At 75.0% G+C, this 17,976-nt stretch carries 18 protein-coding genes; 12 read left to right on the top strand and 6 right to left on the bottom strand.

All coding sequences use genetic code 11. The features are described from left to right. Positions 1-202 precede the first annotated feature (202 nt). Positions 203-1,453, top strand: a complete 1,251-nt coding sequence (gene purD / locus KYT88_RS03735) for a phosphoribosylamine--glycine ligase (protein WP_043584989.1) — start codon at positions 203-205, stop codon at positions 1,451-1,453. Then, positions 1,450-2,370 (top strand): phosphoribosylaminoimidazolesuccinocarboxamide synthase, encoded by a 921-nt coding sequence (locus KYT88_RS03730; protein ID WP_043584991.1) that lies wholly within the window; start codon positions 1,450-1,452, stop codon positions 2,368-2,370. Before purD ends, KYT88_RS03730 begins: the two co-directional genes overlap by 4 nt. A gap of 87 nt (positions 2,371-2,457) precedes the next feature. On the opposite strand, the gene KYT88_RS03725 is transcribed toward KYT88_RS03730, so the two are convergent. Beyond that, complete coding sequence (locus KYT88_RS03725; protein ID WP_043584993.1) at positions 2,458-2,676, bottom strand: hypothetical protein; 219 nt, start codon at positions 2,674-2,676, stop codon at positions 2,458-2,460. A gap of 216 nt (positions 2,677-2,892) precedes the next feature. Here KYT88_RS03725 and KYT88_RS03720 point away from each other — a divergent pair, with 216 nt between their 5' ends. Both KYT88_RS03720 and KYT88_RS03715 read left to right on the top strand, forming a co-directional pair. Next, the gene (locus KYT88_RS03720) at positions 2,893-5,496 is read left to right on the top strand and encodes a PIG-L family deacetylase (RefSeq protein ID WP_237583770.1); all 2,604 of its coding nucleotides are present in this window, start codon (positions 2,893-2,895) and stop codon (positions 5,494-5,496) included. Then, the gene (locus KYT88_RS03715; protein ID WP_043584995.1) at positions 5,493-6,290 is read left to right on the top strand and encodes a glycosyltransferase family 2 protein; all 798 of its coding nucleotides are present in this window, start codon (positions 5,493-5,495) and stop codon (positions 6,288-6,290) included. Before KYT88_RS03720 ends, KYT88_RS03715 begins: the two co-directional genes overlap by 4 nt. 15 nt (positions 6,291-6,305) lie before the next feature. Here KYT88_RS03715 and KYT88_RS03710 read toward each other — a convergent pair whose 3' ends face one another. After that, a complete protein-coding gene (locus tag KYT88_RS03710) occupies positions 6,306-6,800 on the bottom strand; it encodes a MarR family winged helix-turn-helix transcriptional regulator (RefSeq protein ID WP_043584997.1) in 495 nt (164 codons plus the stop codon). A 64-nt stretch (positions 6,801-6,864) separates the two neighbouring features. On the opposite strand from KYT88_RS03710, the gene KYT88_RS03705 reads away from it, so the two are divergent. From KYT88_RS03705 to KYT88_RS03690, 4 genes are all read left to right on the top strand, one after another. Continuing rightward, positions 6,865-8,139 carry an FAD-dependent monooxygenase gene (locus KYT88_RS03705; protein WP_237583769.1) on the top strand — a complete coding sequence of 425 codons (1,275 nt, stop codon included), beginning with the start codon at positions 6,865-6,867 and terminating at the stop codon, positions 8,137-8,139. Between the two features lie 67 nt (positions 8,140-8,206). Next, a complete protein-coding gene (locus KYT88_RS03700; protein ID WP_051629278.1) occupies positions 8,207-8,845 on the top strand; it encodes a hypothetical protein in 639 nt (212 codons plus the stop codon). 159 nt (positions 8,846-9,004) lie between these two features. After that, positions 9,005-11,110, top strand: coding sequence for a bifunctional copper resistance protein CopD/cytochrome c oxidase assembly protein (locus KYT88_RS03695; protein ID WP_051629279.1), 2,106 nt, complete (start codon positions 9,005-9,007; stop codon positions 11,108-11,110). 112 nt (positions 11,111-11,222) lie between these two features. Then, positions 11,223-12,029: a DsbA family protein gene (locus tag KYT88_RS03690; protein ID WP_043584999.1), complete on the top strand. Its 807-nt coding sequence runs from the start codon at positions 11,223-11,225 to the stop codon at positions 12,027-12,029. Between the two features lie 25 nt (positions 12,030-12,054). Here the strand turns inward: KYT88_RS03690 and KYT88_RS03685 are convergent, their stop codons facing one another. Next, complete coding sequence (locus KYT88_RS03685; RefSeq protein WP_051629280.1) at positions 12,055-12,489, bottom strand: hypothetical protein; 435 nt, start codon at positions 12,487-12,489, stop codon at positions 12,055-12,057. A gap of 76 nt (positions 12,490-12,565) precedes the next feature. Between KYT88_RS03685 and KYT88_RS03680 the strand changes: the two genes are divergently transcribed. Then, on the top strand, positions 12,566-12,724 hold the full coding sequence (locus KYT88_RS03680) for a hypothetical protein (protein ID WP_156032189.1): 159 nt from the start codon (positions 12,566-12,568) through the stop codon (positions 12,722-12,724). Then, the gene (locus KYT88_RS03675) at positions 12,721-14,034 is read left to right on the top strand and encodes a hemolysin family protein (protein ID WP_043585001.1); all 1,314 of its coding nucleotides are present in this window, start codon (positions 12,721-12,723) and stop codon (positions 14,032-14,034) included. The genes KYT88_RS03680 and KYT88_RS03675 overlap by 4 nt, the downstream gene beginning before the upstream one ends. Before the next feature lie 28 nt (positions 14,035-14,062). Here KYT88_RS03675 and KYT88_RS03670 read toward each other — a convergent pair whose 3' ends face one another. From KYT88_RS03670 to KYT88_RS03660, 3 genes are read right to left on the bottom strand one after another with little or no spacing between them, the layout of a single operon-like run. After that, positions 14,063-14,794: a PhzF family phenazine biosynthesis protein gene (locus tag KYT88_RS03670; protein ID WP_051629281.1), complete on the bottom strand. Its 732-nt coding sequence runs from the start codon at positions 14,792-14,794 to the stop codon at positions 14,063-14,065. Then, positions 14,794-15,594: a DUF1206 domain-containing protein gene (locus KYT88_RS03665; RefSeq protein WP_043585003.1), complete on the bottom strand. Its 801-nt coding sequence runs from the start codon at positions 15,592-15,594 to the stop codon at positions 14,794-14,796. The genes KYT88_RS03670 and KYT88_RS03665 overlap by 1 nt, the downstream gene beginning before the upstream one ends. After that, positions 15,591-16,748, bottom strand: a complete 1,158-nt coding sequence (locus tag KYT88_RS03660) for an AI-2E family transporter (protein ID WP_043585004.1) — start codon at positions 16,746-16,748, stop codon at positions 15,591-15,593. Before KYT88_RS03660 ends, KYT88_RS03665 begins: the two co-directional genes overlap by 4 nt. A gap of 86 nt (positions 16,749-16,834) precedes the next feature. Between KYT88_RS03660 and KYT88_RS03655 the strand changes: the two genes are divergently transcribed. Next, positions 16,835-17,410 (top strand): GNAT family N-acetyltransferase, encoded by a 576-nt coding sequence (locus KYT88_RS03655; RefSeq protein WP_043585005.1) that lies wholly within the window; start codon positions 16,835-16,837, stop codon positions 17,408-17,410. Positions 17,411-17,415: 5 nt separating this feature from the next. Further along, positions 17,416-17,928 (top strand): GNAT family N-acetyltransferase, encoded by a 513-nt coding sequence (locus tag KYT88_RS03650; protein ID WP_043585007.1) that lies wholly within the window; start codon positions 17,416-17,418, stop codon positions 17,926-17,928. Positions 17,929-17,976 lie beyond the last annotated feature (48 nt).

Below are 17,976 nucleotides of genomic sequence, written 5' to 3'. Positions count from 1 at the left end.
CCCCCGGCCTCGGGAGGGCAGGGACGATGCGCCCGCCGGCGGACCCGAAGAACGCCGGAGAGGGCAGGGAGCCGACCCGCGCCGTACCCGCGGCGGGTCGGCCTCCCGCCCTCCGCCCCTCTCCCCGGTGCGCGGATGCGGCGCGCTCGCCGGCGCCCCCAGGGGCCCGGGCCGGTGGGGTCGGCGTCGATAGGGTGGGGGCGTGAAGATCCTGGTACTCGGTTCCGGTGCGCGCGAGCACGCCATCGTCACGGCCCTGCTCCGGGAGGACGCGGGCCACGAGATCGTCGCGGCGCCCGGCAACGCGGGGATCGCGCGCGCCGTGCCCGTGGTGAAGATGGACATAGACGACCCGGTCATCGTGGCGGAGCACGCGCTCGCGGAGGGCTTCGAGCTGGTCGTCGTGGGGCCCGAGGCGCCGCTCGTCGCCGGGGTCGCGGACGCGCTGCGCACGCGCGGCATCCCGGTCTTCGGGCCGGGCCGCGCGGCCGCCGCGCTCGAGGGATCCAAGACCTTCGCCAAGCGCATCATGGAGGAGGCGGGCGTGCCCACGGGCCGCGCCGCCCAGGCCGGCACGGTCGACGAGGTCGAGGCCGCGCTCGACGAGTACGGCGCCCCGTACGTCATCAAGGCCGACGGCCTCGCGGCGGGCAAGGGCGTGCTGGTCACGGCCGACCGCACGCTGGCCCTCGAGCACGCGCGGCACTACCTCGGCCAGGGCACGGTGCTCGTCGAGGAGTTCCTCGCCGGGCAGGAGGTGTCGCTCTTCCTGCTCTCGGACGGGCACGACGTCCTCCCCCTCTCCCCCGCCCAGGACTACAAGCGCCTGGGCGACGGCGACGCGGGGCCCAACACGGGCGGCATGGGCGCGTACTCGCCGCTGCCGTGGCTGCCGACCGGCTTCGTCGACGAGGTCATCGACACCATCGCGCTGCCCACCGTGCGGAAGCTCGCGGAGGAGCAGACGCCGTTCATCGGGCTGCTCTACTGCGGCCTGATCCTCACCGCCGACGGCATCCGGGTGATCGAGTTCAACGCGCGCTTCGGGGATCCGGAGACGCAGGTCGTGCTGCCCCGCCTCGTCACGCCGCTCTCGGAGCTGCTGCTCGCGGCCGCGTCGGGCGAGCTCGGCGGGGTCGCGCGGCCGGAGTTCTCCGACGACGTCGCGGTCACCGTGGTCGTCGCGAGCGAGGGCTACCCGGAGTCGCCCCGGACGGGGCGCGTCATCTCGGGCGTGGAGGAGGCGGAGCGCGTCGAGGGCGTGAGCATCGCCCACGCCGCCACCGCGGAGTCGGAGGCCGGGCTCGTCGCCACGGGCGGGCGGGTGCTCAGCGTCGTCGCGACCGGGGCCTCCTTCGTGGAGGCGCGGTCGCGCGTCTACGAGGCCGTCGGGCGGCTGTCGCTCGACGGGTCGCAGCACCGCACGGACATCGCCGCGCAGGTCATCCGATGAGCACCGGGACGCCCGTGGGCCACGCCGCCGACTGGGACCTCCCGGGCTGGGAGCACGCGTACTCGGGCAAGGTCCGCGAGCTGTTCAGCCCCGCGATCGACGACACGGAGGAGCGCGCGCTCGAGGGCGAGCCGCATGTGCTGGTCGTCGCGACCGACCGCGTGAGCGCGTACGACTTCGCGCTCGAGCCGGGGATCCCCGGCAAGGGCGAGCTCCTCACGCAGCTCAGCCTGTGGTGGTTCGACCGGCTCGACGTGCCGAACCACCTCGTCGACGGCGCCACCCTCGACCGGATCGGCATCCCGGAGCAGGTGCGCGGGCGCGCCATGCTCTGCCGGGTGCTCGAGATGCTGCCCATCGAGTGCGTCGTGCGCGGCTACCTCGCGGGATCCGGCTGGGAGGAGTACCGGCAGCACGGCACGGTGTGCGGGATCCCGCTGCCAGCCGGCCTCGCGCAGGGCGACCGCCTCCCGGAGCCGATCTACACGCCCGCCTGGAAGGCGCCGCAGGGCGAGCACGACGAGAACATCACCTTCGCGCGCACCGAGGAGCTCGTGGGGCACGAGGAGGCGGCGCGCCTCCGCGACCTGTCGCTCGACGTGTACCGCCGCGCGTCGGCCATCGCGGAGGAGCGCGGCGTGATCCTCGCGGACACCAAGTTCGAGTTCGGCATCGATCCGCGCACCGGCATCACCACGCTCGCGGACGAGGTCCTCACGAGCGACTCGTCGAGGTACTGGGACGCGGAGGCGTACGCGACGGGCAACCGCACGGACAGCTTCGACAAGCAGATCGTGCGGGACTGGCTCGCGGCGAACTGGGATCGCACCGGGACGCCGCCCGTGCTGCCGCAGGAGATCGTGGAGCGCACGGCGGAGCGGTACCGGGAGCTCATCGCGCGGCTCACCGGGCGCTAGGGCCGCCGGCTCCGCCTGCTGCCGGGGCGGGCCGTGCCGTGCTCCGGCGCGCTGCGTCGGCGGTGCGCGGGCCCCGTGCGGATCCGGCTACAGGTGCTCGTAGCCGCGGACGACGCGATCGATGGCGACCTCCGCCACCTCGCGGGCGTCCGCGTCGGGCAGCTCGTCGAGGGCTCCCTCGATGTCCTGGCCGCCCATCCTCAGGACGGCGAGGCGCTCGAACTCCTCGACCGCCTCGGGCGTCGGCTCCTCGGCCGGACCCTCGGGGGCGTGCTCGCGGGCATGCGGGTCGGTGTGCTGGTCCATGGTGGATCCCCTCTGTCGTGCGTGGGCGGTGCGGATCGCGCCCCAGCCCTGCCGTCAGGGTCCCACACCCGCATGGCCGGGGGATCCGAGGCGGCCAGGATGCCACACGATCGCGGTGTCGCGCCGCCCCCGGGCAGCCGGACTCGGACGCTTGTAGGTTCGAAGGACGACCGGGCCCCGCCCGGCTCATCCCTCGACGATTCGGCGCCCCACCACGTGACATCCGGCCCCCAGCCCGCACAGCCCCTCGACGCGGACGATCCCGCGCGCGTCCGCCTCGCATCCGGCGCGGTGCCGTCGGGCGATGACGGGCCTGGACCCGCCGTCGCGCTCGTGCGCGCGGCGCTCGCGGAGACGCCCCCGGGGCCGGCGTGGACGACGGAGCGGGCGCTGGCGCTCGCGGTCGCGCTCGGCAGCGGCGGCGCCCGGCCGGGCGCGGGCGGCACGGCGGACCTCTGGGAGGCGCTCGCGACGCTCGCCGCGGCCGACCTCGGCATCGCGCGCACGGTCGAGCCGCACCTGGACGCGCTCGCGATCCTCGATCAGGAGCGCGAGGACGCGGGCGGGGACGGCGCGAGCCGTGACGACGCGCACCCGGGCGACGCCGCGGCGCGCACGTGGGGCGTGTTCGCGGCCGAGGGCGGCGGGGACCCGCTGACGGCCGTGTCGGACACGAGCGGATCCGAGACCGTGCGGCTGTCCGGCACCAAGCCGTGGTGCTCGCTGGCCGGATCGCTGACGCACGCGCTCATCACCGCCGCGGTCGACGACGGTTCGCGCGGCCTCTTCGCGGTGGACCTCCGGCAGGACGGCGTCGAGGTCGTTCCCGGCGCGTGGGTCGCCCGCGGGCTCGTGGAGGTGCCGAGCGGGCCGCTGCGCCTGCGCGACGTCTCGGCGCGACGCGTGGGCGCACCCGGCTGGTACCTGGAGCGGCCCGGGTTCCACTGGGGCGGGATCCAGGTCGCGGCCTGCTGGTACGGCGGCGCGGTCGGGCTGGCGCGCACGCTGCTCCGGGCCGCGTCCCGCGAGGGCGCCGACCGCCTCCTGCTCATGCACCTGGGCGCGGTCGACGCGGCGCTCGACGGCGCGCGCGCATCGCTCGCCGAGGCCGCCCTGCTGGTCGACCGCGGGCGAGCCTCGGGCGAGGAGGGGCGCCTGCTCGCGAAGCGGGTGCGCGCCGTCGTCGCCCGCGCGGTGGACGAGACCCTGACCCATGTGGCGCACGCGCTCGGGCCGGCGCCGCTCGCGCAGGACGCGGACCACGCCAAGCGCGTGGCCGACCTCGGGCTGTACGTGCGACAGCACCACGCGGAGCGCGACGACGCGTCCCTCGGCGGGGCGCTCGCGGAGGCCGTGCGGCGACGCGCGGCTGAGGCGGACGCGACGGACCAGGCGACGACCGCGACCGGGACCGGGACCGGGACCGACGCGATGCCCGCCGCGGGCGTGGCCTTCGACGCGCGCGAGCCCGGCACCGACGCAGGCGCCTGGGACGCGGATCCGCGCTGGGACTCGCTCGCCGCGCCCGACCTCTCCGGGATGGCCGCGCTCCTCGTCGTCTCCGCGCACGCCGACGACGAGTCGATCGGCGCCGCGGGGCTCATGGCGACCGCGGCCGCGCGGGGAGTGCCGGTGACCCTCGTGATCGTGACGGACGGCGCGGCCTCGCACCCCGGATCCCCCACGCGCACGCCGGACGAGCTCGTGGCCGTCCGCCGGGACGAGGCCCGCGCCGCCCTCGACGCGGTCGCGCCCGACGCGCGGCTCGTGCTCCTCGGGCACCCCGACGGCGGGATCCGCGAGCGCCGCGACGCCGTGCGCGACGACCTCAGCGCGCTCCTGGACGAGGCCGCGCCCGGCACCTGGGTCGCGGCTCCCTGGCGCGGCGACGGGCACCGGGACCACCGCGTCACGGGCGAGGTCGTGGCCGAGCTGGTGGGCGCGCTGCCCGCCGAGCGCGGGATCCGGCTCGCGGAGTACCCGGTGTGGATGTGGCACTGGGCGACGCCGGACGATGCGCGCGTGCCGTGGGCCGCGATGCGCGCCCTGCCGCTCGACGCGCGCACCCGGGACGCCAAGCGGGCTGCGATCCGGGCGCATGCCAGCCAGGTGGATCCGCTCTCCGCCGCCCCCGAGGACGCGGCCGTGCTGCAGCCCGGGTTCCTCCGGCACGCCGACCGCGACCGGGAGGTGCTGATCGTGGGGAACGACGCGTCCGCGACGCCCACCGCCGCCGAGCGCTTCGACGCCGCGTACGCCCGCGCCGAGGATCCGTGGCGCGTCACCACGCGCTGGTACGAGCGCCGCAAGCGCCTCGCCACCCTCGCGGCCCTGCCCGACGAGCGGTACGGGCGGGCGCTCGAGATCGGCTGCTCCATCGGCGTGACGACGGCGGGCCTCGCCGAGCGCGTGGACGAGCTGCTGGCCGTGGACGTCGCCCCGACCGCGGTCGAGCGGGCCCGCGTCCGCCTCGCCGACACGCCGCACGTGCGCGTCGAGGTGCGCGACGTGGGCGCCGACTGGCCGGAGGGCGCCTTCGACCTCGTCGTGATGAGCGAGGTCGGCTACTACCTCGACGACGCCGCGTTCGACCGCGTGCTCGCCGCCCTGCCCGGCGCACTCGGCGCCGACGGCTCGCTGGTGGCCTGCCACTGGCGACACCCGGAGGGCGACTTCCGGCGCACGGGCGACGAGGTGCACGCGCGGCTCGCCGCCGTCCCCGGGCTGCACGTGCTGATGCGGCACGAGGAGGACGACTTCCTGCTCGAGGTGCTGTCCGCGGATCCGCGCTCGGTCGCCGTGCGCACGGGGCTGCGGTGACGAGCGGGTCGGCCGCGGCGGTCGGGGTCGAGCCGGCCCCGCGGATCCGCGCGGTCACGGTCGTCATCCCGGCGCGCGACGAGGAGGAGCTGGTCGGCCGCTGCCTCGCGTCCGTCGAGGTCGCCGCGGCCCGCGCACGGGCCGCCGGGGTGCGCGTGCGCGTGATCCTCGTGGCCGACGACTGCCGTGATCGCACCGCGGAGGTGGCGCGCGCCGCGGGCGTCGAGGTCATCGAGAGCGCCGCCGGGCGCGTGGGTGCCGCGCGCGCCCAGGGGGTCGACGCCGCCCGCGCGGGCTGGGACGGCGACGACGCCGAGCACTGGATCGCGTGCACCGACGCCGACTCCGCGGTGCCGCCCGCGTGGATCACGAGCCAGCTCGAGCTCGCCGACGCGGGTGCCGACGTGGTCGTGGGCACCGTCCGCCCCGAGCTCCACGACCTCAGCCCCGCGCAGGTCGCCGCCTGGCGCGCGACCCGAGTGCCCGGCCACGCCAACGGGCACGTGCACGGCGCGAACCTCGGCGTGCGCGCCGACGCCTACGTCGCGGCCGGCGGCTTCCCGGCCGTCGCGGAGCACGAGGACGTCGACCTGGTGGGCAGGCTCCGGGCGCTCGACGCGCGGATCACGGCGTCGGCGGCCGGCGAGGTGCTCACGTCGAGCCGCCGCGAGGGGCGCACGCCGGGCGGATACGCGGGATACCTGCACGTGTCGCTGCTGGAGCGGGCACGCGAGCGGGAGATCGAGCGCCAGCGCGCCGCGGGCTGCGACAGCCCCTGCGTGCCGGCGGGCTGACCGGGCGGTCGCCCCTCAGCCGCGCGCCGCGCCGTCGCCCGTCATCCCGCGGGTCCCCGCCGCCGTCCCCTCCGCGACCGCGCGCACGACGGCGGCCGCCGTGCGGAGCTGCTCGGCGGTGAACCCGTCGAGCGCCCGGTCGACCTCGGCCTGCGCGCCCTGCAGCACGTCCATCACATGCTCTCGGGACGCGGTGGTCGGCCGCAGCGTGACCACCCGCCGGTCGGCGCTCTCGCGGCTCCGCCCGATGTGCCCGCCGCCCTCGAGCCGGTTGATGAGCGCCGTCGTCGCCCCCGAGGTCAGGTGGAGCTTCTCCGAGAGGCGGGCCGGGGACAGCGCCCGGCCGGCGGTGTCCGCCCAGATCACCTCGGCGAGCGCCGTCGTGTCCGTCGTCGGCAGCCCGACCGCCGCGGCCAGCTGCCGCACCGACTCGTCGAACGCGGTCGTGTAGTCCCGCAGCCGCTCGAGCACGTCGGAGCGGTCGCCCGGGATCGCGATGGTGTGGGACATGTCGTGTTCCTCCGAGTCGACCCGATTGCTTCACCATGAAGCATCTACGCCATAGAGTCTACTCGTGCCCGAGATCACGGGCCAGCTCGACGACACGAGGAGATCATCCATGGCCGACACCGCCCACCACCGCCCGAGGGTCCTCGTGACCGGAGCCAGCATCGCCGGACCGGCGCTCGCCTGGGGGCTTACGCGCGAGGGCTTCGACGTGACCCTGCTCGAGCGCTCCGCCGAGCAGCGCCAGGCCGGGCAGAACATCGACGTGCGTGGCCTCGGCCGCGACGTCCTCCGACGCATGGGCATCGAGGACGCCGTCATGGCGAACCTCACCGGCGAGGACGGGACGCGCTTCGTCGACGAGGACGGCCGCGTCGTCGCCACGTTCCCCCGCGCCGTGGGGAAGGACGGGCCGACGGCGGAGGTGGAGATCCTGCGCGGCCGGTTCGCGGGGATCCTCGTGGACCTCGTGCGGGACGACGTCGAGCTCCGCTACGGCGACTTCGTGACGGGGGTGCGCCAGGACGCCACCGGGGTCGACGTCGAGCTCGCGAGCGGATCCCGCGAGCGCTACGACCTCCTGCTCGTCGCCGAGGGCCGCAGCTCCCGCACGCGTCGGCTGGCGTTCGCCGAGGAGACCACCCTCCGCGACCACGGCGTGAGCATCGCCTACGGGACGATCGACCGGATCCCCGGCGACACGGGCTACTGGGACTTCCTCACGGGACGCGGCGCGCGGAACGCCACCATCCGGCCCGACGACGAGGGCACGATCCGCGCGAGCCTGTCGTTCGAGTCGGAGCCGTCCGGGTTCGAGCAGCTGCCGTTCGACGCGCAGATGACCGTGCTGCGCGCGCGCTTCCGCGGCACGGGCTGGCAGGTCGAGCGGATCCTCGACGGCTTCCAGGCCCGACCGGACGAGTTCTACACGCAGCGCATGGAGCAGGTGATCGTCTCGACGTGGTCGAAGGGACGCATCGCCCTCCTGGGCGACGCGGCCTGGGGATCCGGCCCCACCGGCATGGGCACGACCCTCTCGCTGGTCGCCGCCCACGTGCTCGCGGGCGAGCTGGGACGCGCGCTCGCGGATCCGGCCGACACCTTCGCCGCCGCGTTCGCGCGCTACGAGGGGCAGCTGCGCCGCTACGCCGACAGCGCGCAGGGGCTGCCGCCGGGCGGGGCCCGCCTCAGCCACCCGTCGTCCGCGCTCGGGCAGCGGGCGATGCGCGGCGCCGTGCGGGTCGCGGCGTCCCGGCCCGTGCGCGGGATCGCCGACCGGTTCCTCCTCACGAGCGCGCGCCACGTGCCGACGCTCGCCGCCTACCCGCGGCTGCGCGGCTGAGGGGCGGGGCGGGCGCCGCATGCGGTCCCCGCGGTCCCGCAGCATGCACCGCGTAGGCTCGACGGCGATGGAGCGCGGGACCGAGGTGATGGGCACGCGCGGCGTGCGCGTCGCGCGGGGCGTCGTCACGTCCGGCGTCGCGATCCTCGTCGCCGCGGTCTCCCACATGGCCGGTGGCGGTGAGGCTCCGGGCGTCGTCGGCGTCGTCATCGCCGCGGCCTTCGCCCTCCCGGTCAGCACGTTCCTCGCCGGACGCACCATCTCCGTCCTGCGTCTCGCGATCGCCGTCGCGTTCAGCCAGGGGGCGTTCCACCTCCTCTTCTCCGTCGGCGCCGCGACGACCGCGAGCACCCGGATGGTCGGCGGGCACCACGGCATGGGCGGATCCGTCCTCACGACGGTCGCGGGAGGCGGCACCGAGACCGCAGCGATGGCCGGCATGCACCACGGCCCCGGCATGTGGGCGGCACACGTCCTCGCCGCCGCCGTCACCTGCGTCGCCCTGCGCTTCGGCGAGCGCGCCTTCTGGGACCTCGTCGCGCTCGCGCGCACCGCCCTCGTCGTGGTGCTGCACGCGGTGGCGCTCCTCGCCTCACCTGCCGGCGAGCTCCGCCACCGGGTGCCCGCCGCGTGGCACCCGGGTCTGCCGGACACGGGCGTCGCGCTGTCGTCGATGCCCCGCCGCGGTCCGCCCGCCTCCGCCTGATCCGAGCCCGTCCGGGCGCGAGGCCCTCGCGCCCGTCTCTCGCGCGTCCGCCCGAGGCGGCCGCGCGGCTTCCCGCGTCGCCAGACGCGCCTCCGCCGTGCCGCGATCACGCGAACGGCCCCGCCCGCGCCCATCGGCGCGCCTCACGGACGGATCCCCGTGCCCCCGAACTCCCCCCTGCCCACCGCCGCGACTCCGCGGGCCCCCGCGCCCGACGACCTCGACGACATCGCGTTCGAGACGCGCACCGCCCAGCTGCGGTTGCCGCGCGTCTCGGGCCGATCGGCGCTCCTCTGGCTGTGCCTGCCGCTCGCCGTCGCGGTGATGCTCCTCAGCGCCCTGTTCACGGGTGCCACGACGACGACCCTGCTGGTCGACCCCGGCGAGGTCGTCCGGTACGGCCTGCCCATCGCGCGCGTGATCCACGACGCCGCCGCCGCTGTCACCATCGGCCTCCTCGTGGTCGCGGCCTTCGCCCTCCCGGGGCAGGCGAAGCGGCCGGGCATGGCGAGCTTCGCGCAGTGGAAGGCCACGCGCTGGGCGTCGCGCGCCGCGGCCGTGTGGTTGGCCGCCGGCATCGCCGTGCTCGCCCTCTCGGGCGCGAACGTGATCGGCGTGCCCCTCACGTCGCCCACCTTCCGCGGCCAGTTCGCCTACTTCACGACCCGGCTGGAGCTCGGGCAGACGCTCGTCGCGTCCCTGGCGTGCATCGCGGTGGTGCTCGGCGTCACGATGTGGACCCAGCGCGTCACGGGGATCGGCATCGCCGCGGGCACGGCCATGCTGGCGCTCCTCCCACTCTCGCTCTCCGGCCACGCGGCGGGCACCTACGAGCACGCGAACGCGGTGAACAGCCTCGGGATCCACCTCATCGGGGTCACGGTCTGGGCCGGCGGCCTCGTTGCCGTGATCCTCCTCCAGCGGCACGTGCGCGGCGCGCTGCCCGCGGTCGTCCGCCGCTACTCGACGCTCGCCGGGTGGGCGTTCGTCGCGGTCGCGCTCTCCGGGATCATCAACGCGTCGCTCCGCCTGGGCGGGCCGCTCGACCTGGTGACCACCCCGTACGGCGTGCTGCTGCTCCTCAAGACGACGCTCCTCATGGGGCTCGGCCTCGCGGGATGGGCCCACCGCCGCATCGTGATCCCGGGCCTCGTCCGCGACGCGACCCGCCGCACCGCGTTCCTCCGGCTCGCGGTCGGCGAGGTCGTGGCCATGTCCGTCGCGATGGGCGTGTCCGTGGCGCTCAGCCGGAGCGCGCCGCCGGTCCCGCAGACCTCCGTCGCCGACGTGGATCCGCGCGCCTCGCTCATCGGCTTCACGTTCCCCGACCCGGTGACGACCGAGCGGATGCTGACGTCGTTCCATCCCGACTACCTCTTCCTCGCCGGGGCCGTCGTGCTCGCCGGCCTGTACCTCGTGGCCGTGCGCCGGCTGCGGGTCCGCGGCGACGCGTGGTCGCCCGCCCGCACGGTGCCGTGGCTCGCCGGCTGCGCGCTCCTCGTCTACGCGACCAGCGGCGGGCCCGGTGTCTACGGCGCCGTGCACTTCAGCACGCACATGATCCAGCACATGCTGCTGATGATGTACGTGCCGCCGCTGCTCGTGCTCGGCGCCCCCGTGCTGCTCCTGCTCCGCACCGTCCCCGCCCGGAGGGACGGCAGCCGCGGCGTCCGCGAGTGGGTGCTCGCCGCCACGCACTCCCGCTACTCGGCGCTCGTGACGCACCCGGTCGTCGCGGCCGTCGTCTTCGCCGGCAGCCTGGTCGCGTTCTACTGGACCGGCTGGTTCGAGTGGTCGCTGCAGACCCACCAGGGGCACCTGCTGATGTGCGTGCACTTCCTCATCAGCGGATACCTGTTCTTCTTCGTGCTGATCGGGGTGGATCCCGGGCCGCGCCGGCCGCCCTACCCGATCCGGCTCATCATCCTGCTCGCGACCATGGCGTTCCACGCGTTCTTCGGGCTGTCGATCATGTCGGGCACGTCGATCCTCGCGATCGACTTCTGGCACCAGCTCGGCATCCAGACGGACGCCCAGCTGCTCGCGGACCAGGCCGCGGGCGGCGGGATCGCGTGGGGCGCGGGAGAGCTGCCCGTCGTGCTCGTCGCGCTCATGGTGGTGCGCCAGTGGTCGACGTCCGAGACGCGCGCCGCCCGACGCTACGACCGCGCCGCCCTCCGCGACGACGACGCGGAGCTGCGCGCCTACAACGCGAACCTGCAGGCCATCCACCGGCACGATCGCGGCGCGGAGCCGACCGCATGACGCGCGCCCCGCATCCCGCGCCCTCCCCGGGCGCCCCGCCCCCGCACCGCACGACCGGACACCGCACGACCCGACCCCGCACGATCCCACCCCGCACACGAGAGAAGGACCGATGAGCAAGAAGACCGCAGCCGACCGCGACCGCACGCGTGAGATCCGCGAGAAGGCGAACGCGCAGAGGCGCATCGAGGAGGCCAAGCGCAAGCGTCGGCGACTGCTGACCCAGCTCGGCGTCGCCGGGGTCGTCGTGATCCTCATCGCGGCTATCGCCGGCGGCGCGATCCTCCTCCGCGACCAGGCGAGCGCCGGGGCCCAGCCGCCCACGGCCGACGCGACCGTCGCCCTCGGCTCGGGCGACCAGGCGCAGGTGACGACGGGACCCGACAGCGTGCGCGTGGGCGCCGCGGACGCTCCCGTCACCCTCGACGTCTACGAGGACTACTCGTGCCCCCACTGCCAGGAGTACGAGGCCGAGAACGGCCCGCTGCTCGACCGGCTCGCGGGCAGCGGCCAGGTGGCCGTGGTGTACCACCCCATCCAGATCGTGACGAACTACGGCCGGGTCGCCGGCAGCGCGGCCGCCTGCGTGCTCGCGCACGATCCGTCGGCCTGGCCCGGCGTGCACTCGGCGCTCTTCGCGAACCACTCCGCCGCCACCGACTCGTGGACGGGGAAGGACTTCTCCACGTGGCTCGAGGGCCGGGGCGTCACGGATCCGGACGCCCTCTCCTGCACGCAGAAGGGCGCGTACGTCGACTGGATCACGGCCAACACCGACGCCGCGCAGCAGTCGGGCGTGACCGGCACGCCGACCCTCCGCATCGGCGGGGAGACGATCACGACGGTCGGCGGCCAGGACCTCGTCGACGCCGTGACGAAGGCGGGCGCGCAGCTGCCGAGCGGCTTCACGGCGGGCTGAGCCGACGCCGGATCGCGGGCGGCGGTCAGTCCTCCGGGACGGACACCGCCCGCGACCCGGCCTCTGCCGCCGCCTGCCTCGCCGCCCAGCGCCGATGCGCGAGGACGTGCAGGACGACGAAGGCGGCCGCGACGAGCGCGAGCGCGGCCGCGAGGACCCATACCCCGGTGTCCCCGCCGATCCCCGCCACGACCGCGCTGGCGACGGCCAGCACGCCCAGTCCGATCCCCACTGCCAGGAGCCCGTTCGTCAGGCCGTCCCCGAGCTCCTCGACGGGATGCTCGGGCACGCGCTCCCACGTCACGATGAAGAACGTCGCGATCGGCCCGAGGACGATCGAGACGAGGAACCAGTTCCACCGGGATCGCCCCTTCTGCTCCGCGAGCCCCGCGTTCACGAGGGCGAGCGTGACCCACCCTGAGCTGCCGAGCCACGACCCGTCGAGCACTGTCTGATCCATGCCCCGACCGTAGGGCACGGCCGCCGCCGGACGACGACCCCGGCTATTTCCCCACCTGCTCCACTACCCTCGATCCATGCACAGAACCGCGCGGGAGCCCGCTCCCGACAGCCACAGTCCCGGCGCCCGGACGACCCCGGGCATGCCCCGCACCCTCCGCGCCACCCGTCTCCCGGCTGCCCGCGCGACCGGCACCAGCTCGACCGGCGCCCACCCGACCGGCACCCGCTCGTGAACGGCGACCTCGTCCTCAACATCGTCCTGGTGGTCGTGTTCGTCCTCGTCGGCGGCGTGTTCGCCGCCACCGAGATGGCGCTCGTCACCCTCCGCGAGGGCCAGCTCAACGCCCTCGCCGCCCGCGGACGCCGCGGCGAGAAGGTCGCCGCGCTCGCCCGGAACCCCAACACCTTCCTCGCGGCGGTGCAGATCGGCGTGACCGTCGCCGGCTTCGCGTCGGCCGCGTACGGCGCCTCGTCGATCGCGCCGTCGGTCGTGCCGCTGCTGGAGTCGTGGGGCCTCGAGTCGGGCCTCGCATCCACGATCGCGACGCTCCTGCTCACGCTGATGATCGCCTACCTCTCGCTCGTGCTCGGCGAGCTCGCGCCCAAGCGCCTGGCGATCCAGCGCAACGCGGGCTTCGCGTACGGCGTCGCCCCCGTGCTCAACGGCTTCGCGAACCTCATGCGCCCGGTGATCTGGCTGCTCTCCGCCTCGACGAACGTGGTCGTGCGCCTCCTCGGCGGCGACCCGCACAAGACCGGCGAGGAGATGAGCGAGGAGGAGCTCCGCGACATCGTCTCCAGCCACGAGGGCCTGCCTGACGACGAGCGCCGGATCCTCGACGACGTGCTCTCCCTCCGCCACCGCCAGCTCAGCGAGGTGATGAAGCCGCGCCCCGAGATCGCCGCGCTCGACGGCACGGGCACGGTCCGCGAGGCGGGGATAGACGTGCAGGACCGGCCGTACTCGCGCTACCCGGTGGTCGACAAGACCATCGACGACGTCATCGGGTTCGTGCACGTGCGCGACCTGTACCAGGCGATCGCGGTGGATCCCGAGCGGCCCGTCTCCGAGATCCTCCGCCCCATCCCCTACCTCCCGGCGACCGCGCGCGTGCTGCCGACGCTCACGATGATGCGCGCCGAGGGCCACCAGATCGCCGTGATCGTGGACGAGTACGGCGGCACCGACGGCATCGTCACGCTCGAGGACCTCGTGGAGGAGGTCGTGGGCGAGATCTTCGACGAGTACGACACCGACTCCGCCGCGCGCGACCTCGCGGAGGACGGCGGCACGATCGACGGCCGCCTCAACTTCCAGGACTTCGAGGAGGCGACGGGCGTGAAGCTGCCCGACTCCGCGTCGGACACGGTCGCGGGCTTCGTCATCGAGAACCTCGGCCGGCTCGCGCAGGTCGGCGACTCGGTCGAGGTCGACGGCGTGACCCTGCAGGTGACGGCCCTCGACAGGCGGCGGATCTCCGAGATCCTCGTCGTGCCGCGCGAGGAACCGGCGACGGAGGACGCGGACGCCGCGACCGCCTAGCGCGGGAAGGCGGCGGCCGCGGCGCCGGTCAGGGCAGCGGGATCACGCGGTCCGGCACCGTGCGGCCCCCGACCTCGGCGCGGCCGTCGTCGCGGAGGCGCGTCACGAGCACGCTGCCGCGGCCCTGCGTGATGCGGAGGTCGCGGCCGAGGCGCGCCGTGAGCCGGAGCGCCGCGGATCCGGTCGCCTCATCCTCGACGACGCCGAGCGCGGGCGCGAACATGCGCGCCCGCAGCTCTCCCGCGGCCTCGTCCGTCCAGGTCCAGGCGTAGAGGTGGTCGACCCCGGGGTCCACGGCGTCGGCGTCGAGGGCGCGGAGCGCGTCGGCCGTCGGGTGCTGCTGCCACGTGAACTCCTGGCCCCATTCGGGATCGGCGGTCACGCGCACCTCGTCGCCGACGCGGGTGACGCGCACTATCCCGGCGGGCACGCGCAGGTGGTCGACCGGCACGCCGCGCGACGCCAGCCACCAGGCGGTGCCGACGGTCGGGTGCCCGGCGAAGGGCAGCTCGCGCGCGGGGGTGAGGATGCGGATCGACGCGCCTCGCGGATCCGCGCCCGGCGCGTCCACCGCGTCGACGAACACCGTCTCGCTGAAGCCGAGCGCCTGCGCGATCTCCTGCTCCCGGCCGTCGGTCCGCGCGGACGCGAGCACGATCCCGAGCTCGTTGCCGTGCGCGCCGTCCGCATCCGCGAAGACCCGCACCACGTGCACCTCGTCCGGCCGCACGCCGTCGAGCGCGTCGACCGCACGCTCCATCAGAGCTTCGCGTAGCGCGCGCGGGCGCCGCAGTACAGGCCGTACGCGATGAGGCCGAGCCCCGTGATCGCGAGCACGGCGACGCCCGCGGGCAGCCCCGCGAGCGACTGGAGCGCGCCGTCGAGGCCCGTCGCGCGGCTCGGGTCGGCCGTCACCGCTCCGACGACGAAGAGCACGCCGACCGCGACGAGCGCGACGCCCTTGGCGATGTAGCCCGCGACGCCGAGCGCGGTGATCCCGCGCCCGAGCGAGCCCGACGGCACGGAGATGTCGTCCTGGAAGCGCTTCGTCGCGCCTTTGAAGCCGAAGTAGACGCCGACCGCGACGACCGCGAGCCCGAGGATCACGAGGAGCGCGACGCCGCCGGGTGCCTCGAGCAGGCGCGCGCTGAGCGACTGGGTCTGCTCGGACGAGTCGCTCGATCCGCCCGTCGCGAAGCGCAGCGCGGTGGCCGCGATCGCGAGGTAGGCGACGGCCTTGCCGAGCTCCTTGGCGCGCGCCGCCCAGGTGCGCTTCGCGTCCTCGCCGCGCGCGAGCACGGTCTCGACGAGCTGCCAGAGGCCGAGCCCGACGAGCCCGACCACGACGACCCACAGCAGCACTCGGCCGCCGGGCGATCCTGCGATGGAGCCGAGCGCGCCGGACTGGTCGGCCTCGCCGCCCCCGCCGCCGGTCGCCAGGCGGAACGCGACCACGCCGATCAGCAGGTGCAGCAGGCCGTTGACCGCGTGCCCGAGGCGCGCGGCGACGGCGAAGCCGGGCGAGCGCTGGAGGCCCGCCGCGGCGCCGGTCGCGCTCATCGGTCGGCGCGGGTGGCGGTGGCGGGGCGGCCCGTGAGCTTCGCGGTGAGGCCGCGCGCCGCCTTCTTCACCGGTTCGAGGGGCTCGGGCGCCGGTGGCTCGGGCTCCTCCTCGTCTGGCTCCATGATGATCTTCCACGCCGTCCAGGCGACGGCCGTGAGCGGCACCGAGAGGATCGCGCCGACGATGCCGCCGAGGATCGTGCCGGCGGTCAGGGCCAGCAGCACGACGAGGCCGTGCAGCTTGAGCGCGTTGCCGAGCACGACCGGCTGCAGGAAGTTCCCCTCGAGCTGGTTCACGAGGATCACGATGGCGACGACCCAGAGCGCGGTCGTGAGGTCGTTGGTCACGAGCGCGACCAACGCGGCCAGGATCCCGGCCACCGTGGCGCCGACGATCGGCACGAAGGAGCCGATGAACACCACGAGCGCGAGCGGCAGCGCCAACGGCACCTGGAGGATCAGGAGGCCCGCTCCGATGAACACGGTGTCGACGAGCGCGACGGTCGCCGTGCCGCGGATGTAGCCGCCGAGCACCTTCGAGCCCTCGTGGCCCACGCGCACGGCGCGCTTGCGGCCGCGACCGCGGAACGGGCGGATGAGGAAGGCCCAGATGCGCGGCCCGTCCTTGACGAAGTAGAAGAAGACGACGAGCCCGAGCACGCCGCCCGTGACGACCTCGGCGGCGGCCGAGACGCCCGCGATCGCGCCGGAGCCGAACTGGCTGCTGGTGAGGAAGTCGACGGCCTGCTTGCGGAAGGAGTCGATCTGCGCCGAGTCGATCGGCAGCCCGCCCTCCTGGATGAACGCCTGCAGCTGGTCGACGCCCTCGCTCGTCGCCTTCACGAGCGTCGGCCACTGGCTCTGCACGCCGAAGACGACGAGGGTGATCGCGCCGCCGAACAGCACGAGGCCCGTGAGGAGCGCGATGACCGCGGCGAGAGCGTCGGGCACTCCACGGCGCTCCATCCAGAGCACCATCGGGCGCACGGCGCAGGCGAGGATCAGCGCGATGATCACCGGGATCACGACGAGCTTGAGCGAGATGGCGGCGTACACGATCGCGATGGCGACCACGAGGACCGCCAGGATCTGCACGCAGCGGATGGAGAGGCGGCCGAGCTTGTCCTGCCAGACGGACTGCGGGGTGGTCATGCGCTCCACCCTACGGGCGGGCGGGCCGCGCGACCGGGCCGTGGCCGGGCCCGGACACCGGCGTGACCGGCCGATAACCTCGACCCATGGGACCCCGCCTCACCGTCGTCCGCGAGGGCGCGCTCGACGTCGCCGACCACGAGGGGATCGCGGCGCTCCTCACGCTCGCCTTCCCCGACTTCGCCGCGGGCTACACGGGCGCGCGCAGCTGGGCGGGCGCGCAGCCCGAGCTGCGGATCCTCGTGCGCGACGGCGACGAGCTCGTGGCGCACGCGGGGATCCGGCGCATCTTCGTGGAGGTGGGCGACGGCCAGGGCGACCCGGCCGACGACCTGCTCGTCGGATCCACCGGCATGGTCGCCGTGCACCCCGGCCGGCAGGGGCAGGGCCTCGGCACGCTGCTCGCCGACGGGATCCGCGGCGCGCTGGCCCGCCTCGCCGTCCCCTTCGGCGTCCTCGAGACCGGCGAGTCGACGTCCGGCTACTACGCGCGGCACGGCTGGCTGCCGCTCGACGGCCGCACCGGCCACTACAACGGCTTCACCCTGCTCGGCGCCGCCGGCGTCGTGCACCAGGACCACGGCTGGATGATGCTGCCGGTCACCGCGGCCGCCGACGCGTTCCCCGCGGGCGACCTGCACGTCAACGGGCAGCTGGTCTGACCGCGATGGACGCCGTGATCCACCGCCTCCGCGCCGAGGACTGGCGCGAGTACCGCGCCCTCCGCCTCGAGATGCTCGAGGACACCCCGCTCGCCTACCTCGAGACGCTCGAGAGCGCGCTCGGCCGGCCCGACTCCGACTGGCAGGCGCGGACGCGGCGCGCGAACCAGCCCGGGAGCACCGCGTACGTCGCCGTGGATCCGACCACCGGCCGCTGGCTCGGCGCCATGAACGCGTTCGTCGCCGCGGATCCCACGCGCGTGATGCTCGTGAGCGTCTACATCACGCCGTCGGCTCGCGGTCGCGCGGCGGGCGTCACCGACCTGCTCCTCGACGCCGTCATCGCCTGGGCCCGCGACCGCCCGAACGCGCAGGCCGTCCGCCTCGAGGTCCACGAGGACAACCCGCGCGCCCGCGCCTACTACGAGCGCCGCGGCTTCGTCCTCACGGGTCACAGCGTGCCGTACGCGCTCGATCGCTCGCAGAAGGACCTGGAGATGGAGCTGCCGCTGGCGTGAAAAGTACGACGGCGTGCATGCATGCATGCATACATGCATGCGCAAGTC

The sequence above is a fragment of the Clavibacter sp. A6099 genome (assembly GCF_021919125.1).
GTDB lineage: Bacteria > Actinomycetota > Actinomycetes > Actinomycetales > Microbacteriaceae > Clavibacter > Clavibacter seminis.
The sequence above is the reverse complement of the archived record's forward strand: the minus strand, read 5'-3'. Positions and strand labels throughout refer to the sequence as shown.

Coding starts and splice junctions, on each gene's coding strand:
- KYT88_RS03730 (WP_043584991.1), top strand. CDS start 1,450: ATGAGCACCGGGACGCCCGTGGGCCACGCCGCCGACTGGGACCTCCCG.
- KYT88_RS03725 (WP_043584993.1), bottom strand. CDS start 2,676: ATGGACCAGCACACCGACCCGCATGCCCGCGAGCACGCCCCCGAGGGT.
- KYT88_RS03710 (WP_043584997.1), bottom strand. CDS start 6,800: ATGTCCCACACCATCGCGATCCCGGGCGACCGCTCCGACGTGCTCGAG.
- KYT88_RS03700 (WP_051629278.1), top strand. CDS start 8,207: ATGGAGCGCGGGACCGAGGTGATGGGCACGCGCGGCGTGCGCGTCGCG.
- KYT88_RS03690 (WP_043584999.1), top strand. CDS start 11,223: ATGAGCAAGAAGACCGCAGCCGACCGCGACCGCACGCGTGAGATCCGC.
- KYT88_RS03685 (WP_051629280.1), bottom strand. CDS start 12,489: ATGGATCAGACAGTGCTCGACGGGTCGTGGCTCGGCAGCTCAGGGTGG.
- KYT88_RS03680 (WP_156032189.1), top strand. CDS start 12,566: ATGCACAGAACCGCGCGGGAGCCCGCTCCCGACAGCCACAGTCCCGGC.
- KYT88_RS03670 (WP_051629281.1), bottom strand. CDS start 14,794: ATGGAGCGTGCGGTCGACGCGCTCGACGGCGTGCGGCCGGACGAGGTG.
- KYT88_RS03665 (WP_043585003.1), bottom strand. CDS start 15,594: ATGAGCGCGACCGGCGCCGCGGCGGGCCTCCAGCGCTCGCCCGGCTTC.
- KYT88_RS03660 (WP_043585004.1), bottom strand. CDS start 16,748: ATGACCACCCCGCAGTCCGTCTGGCAGGACAAGCTCGGCCGCCTCTCC.
- KYT88_RS03655 (WP_043585005.1), top strand. CDS start 16,835: ATGGGACCCCGCCTCACCGTCGTCCGCGAGGGCGCGCTCGACGTCGCC.
- KYT88_RS03650 (WP_043585007.1), top strand. CDS start 17,416: ATGGACGCCGTGATCCACCGCCTCCGCGCCGAGGACTGGCGCGAGTAC.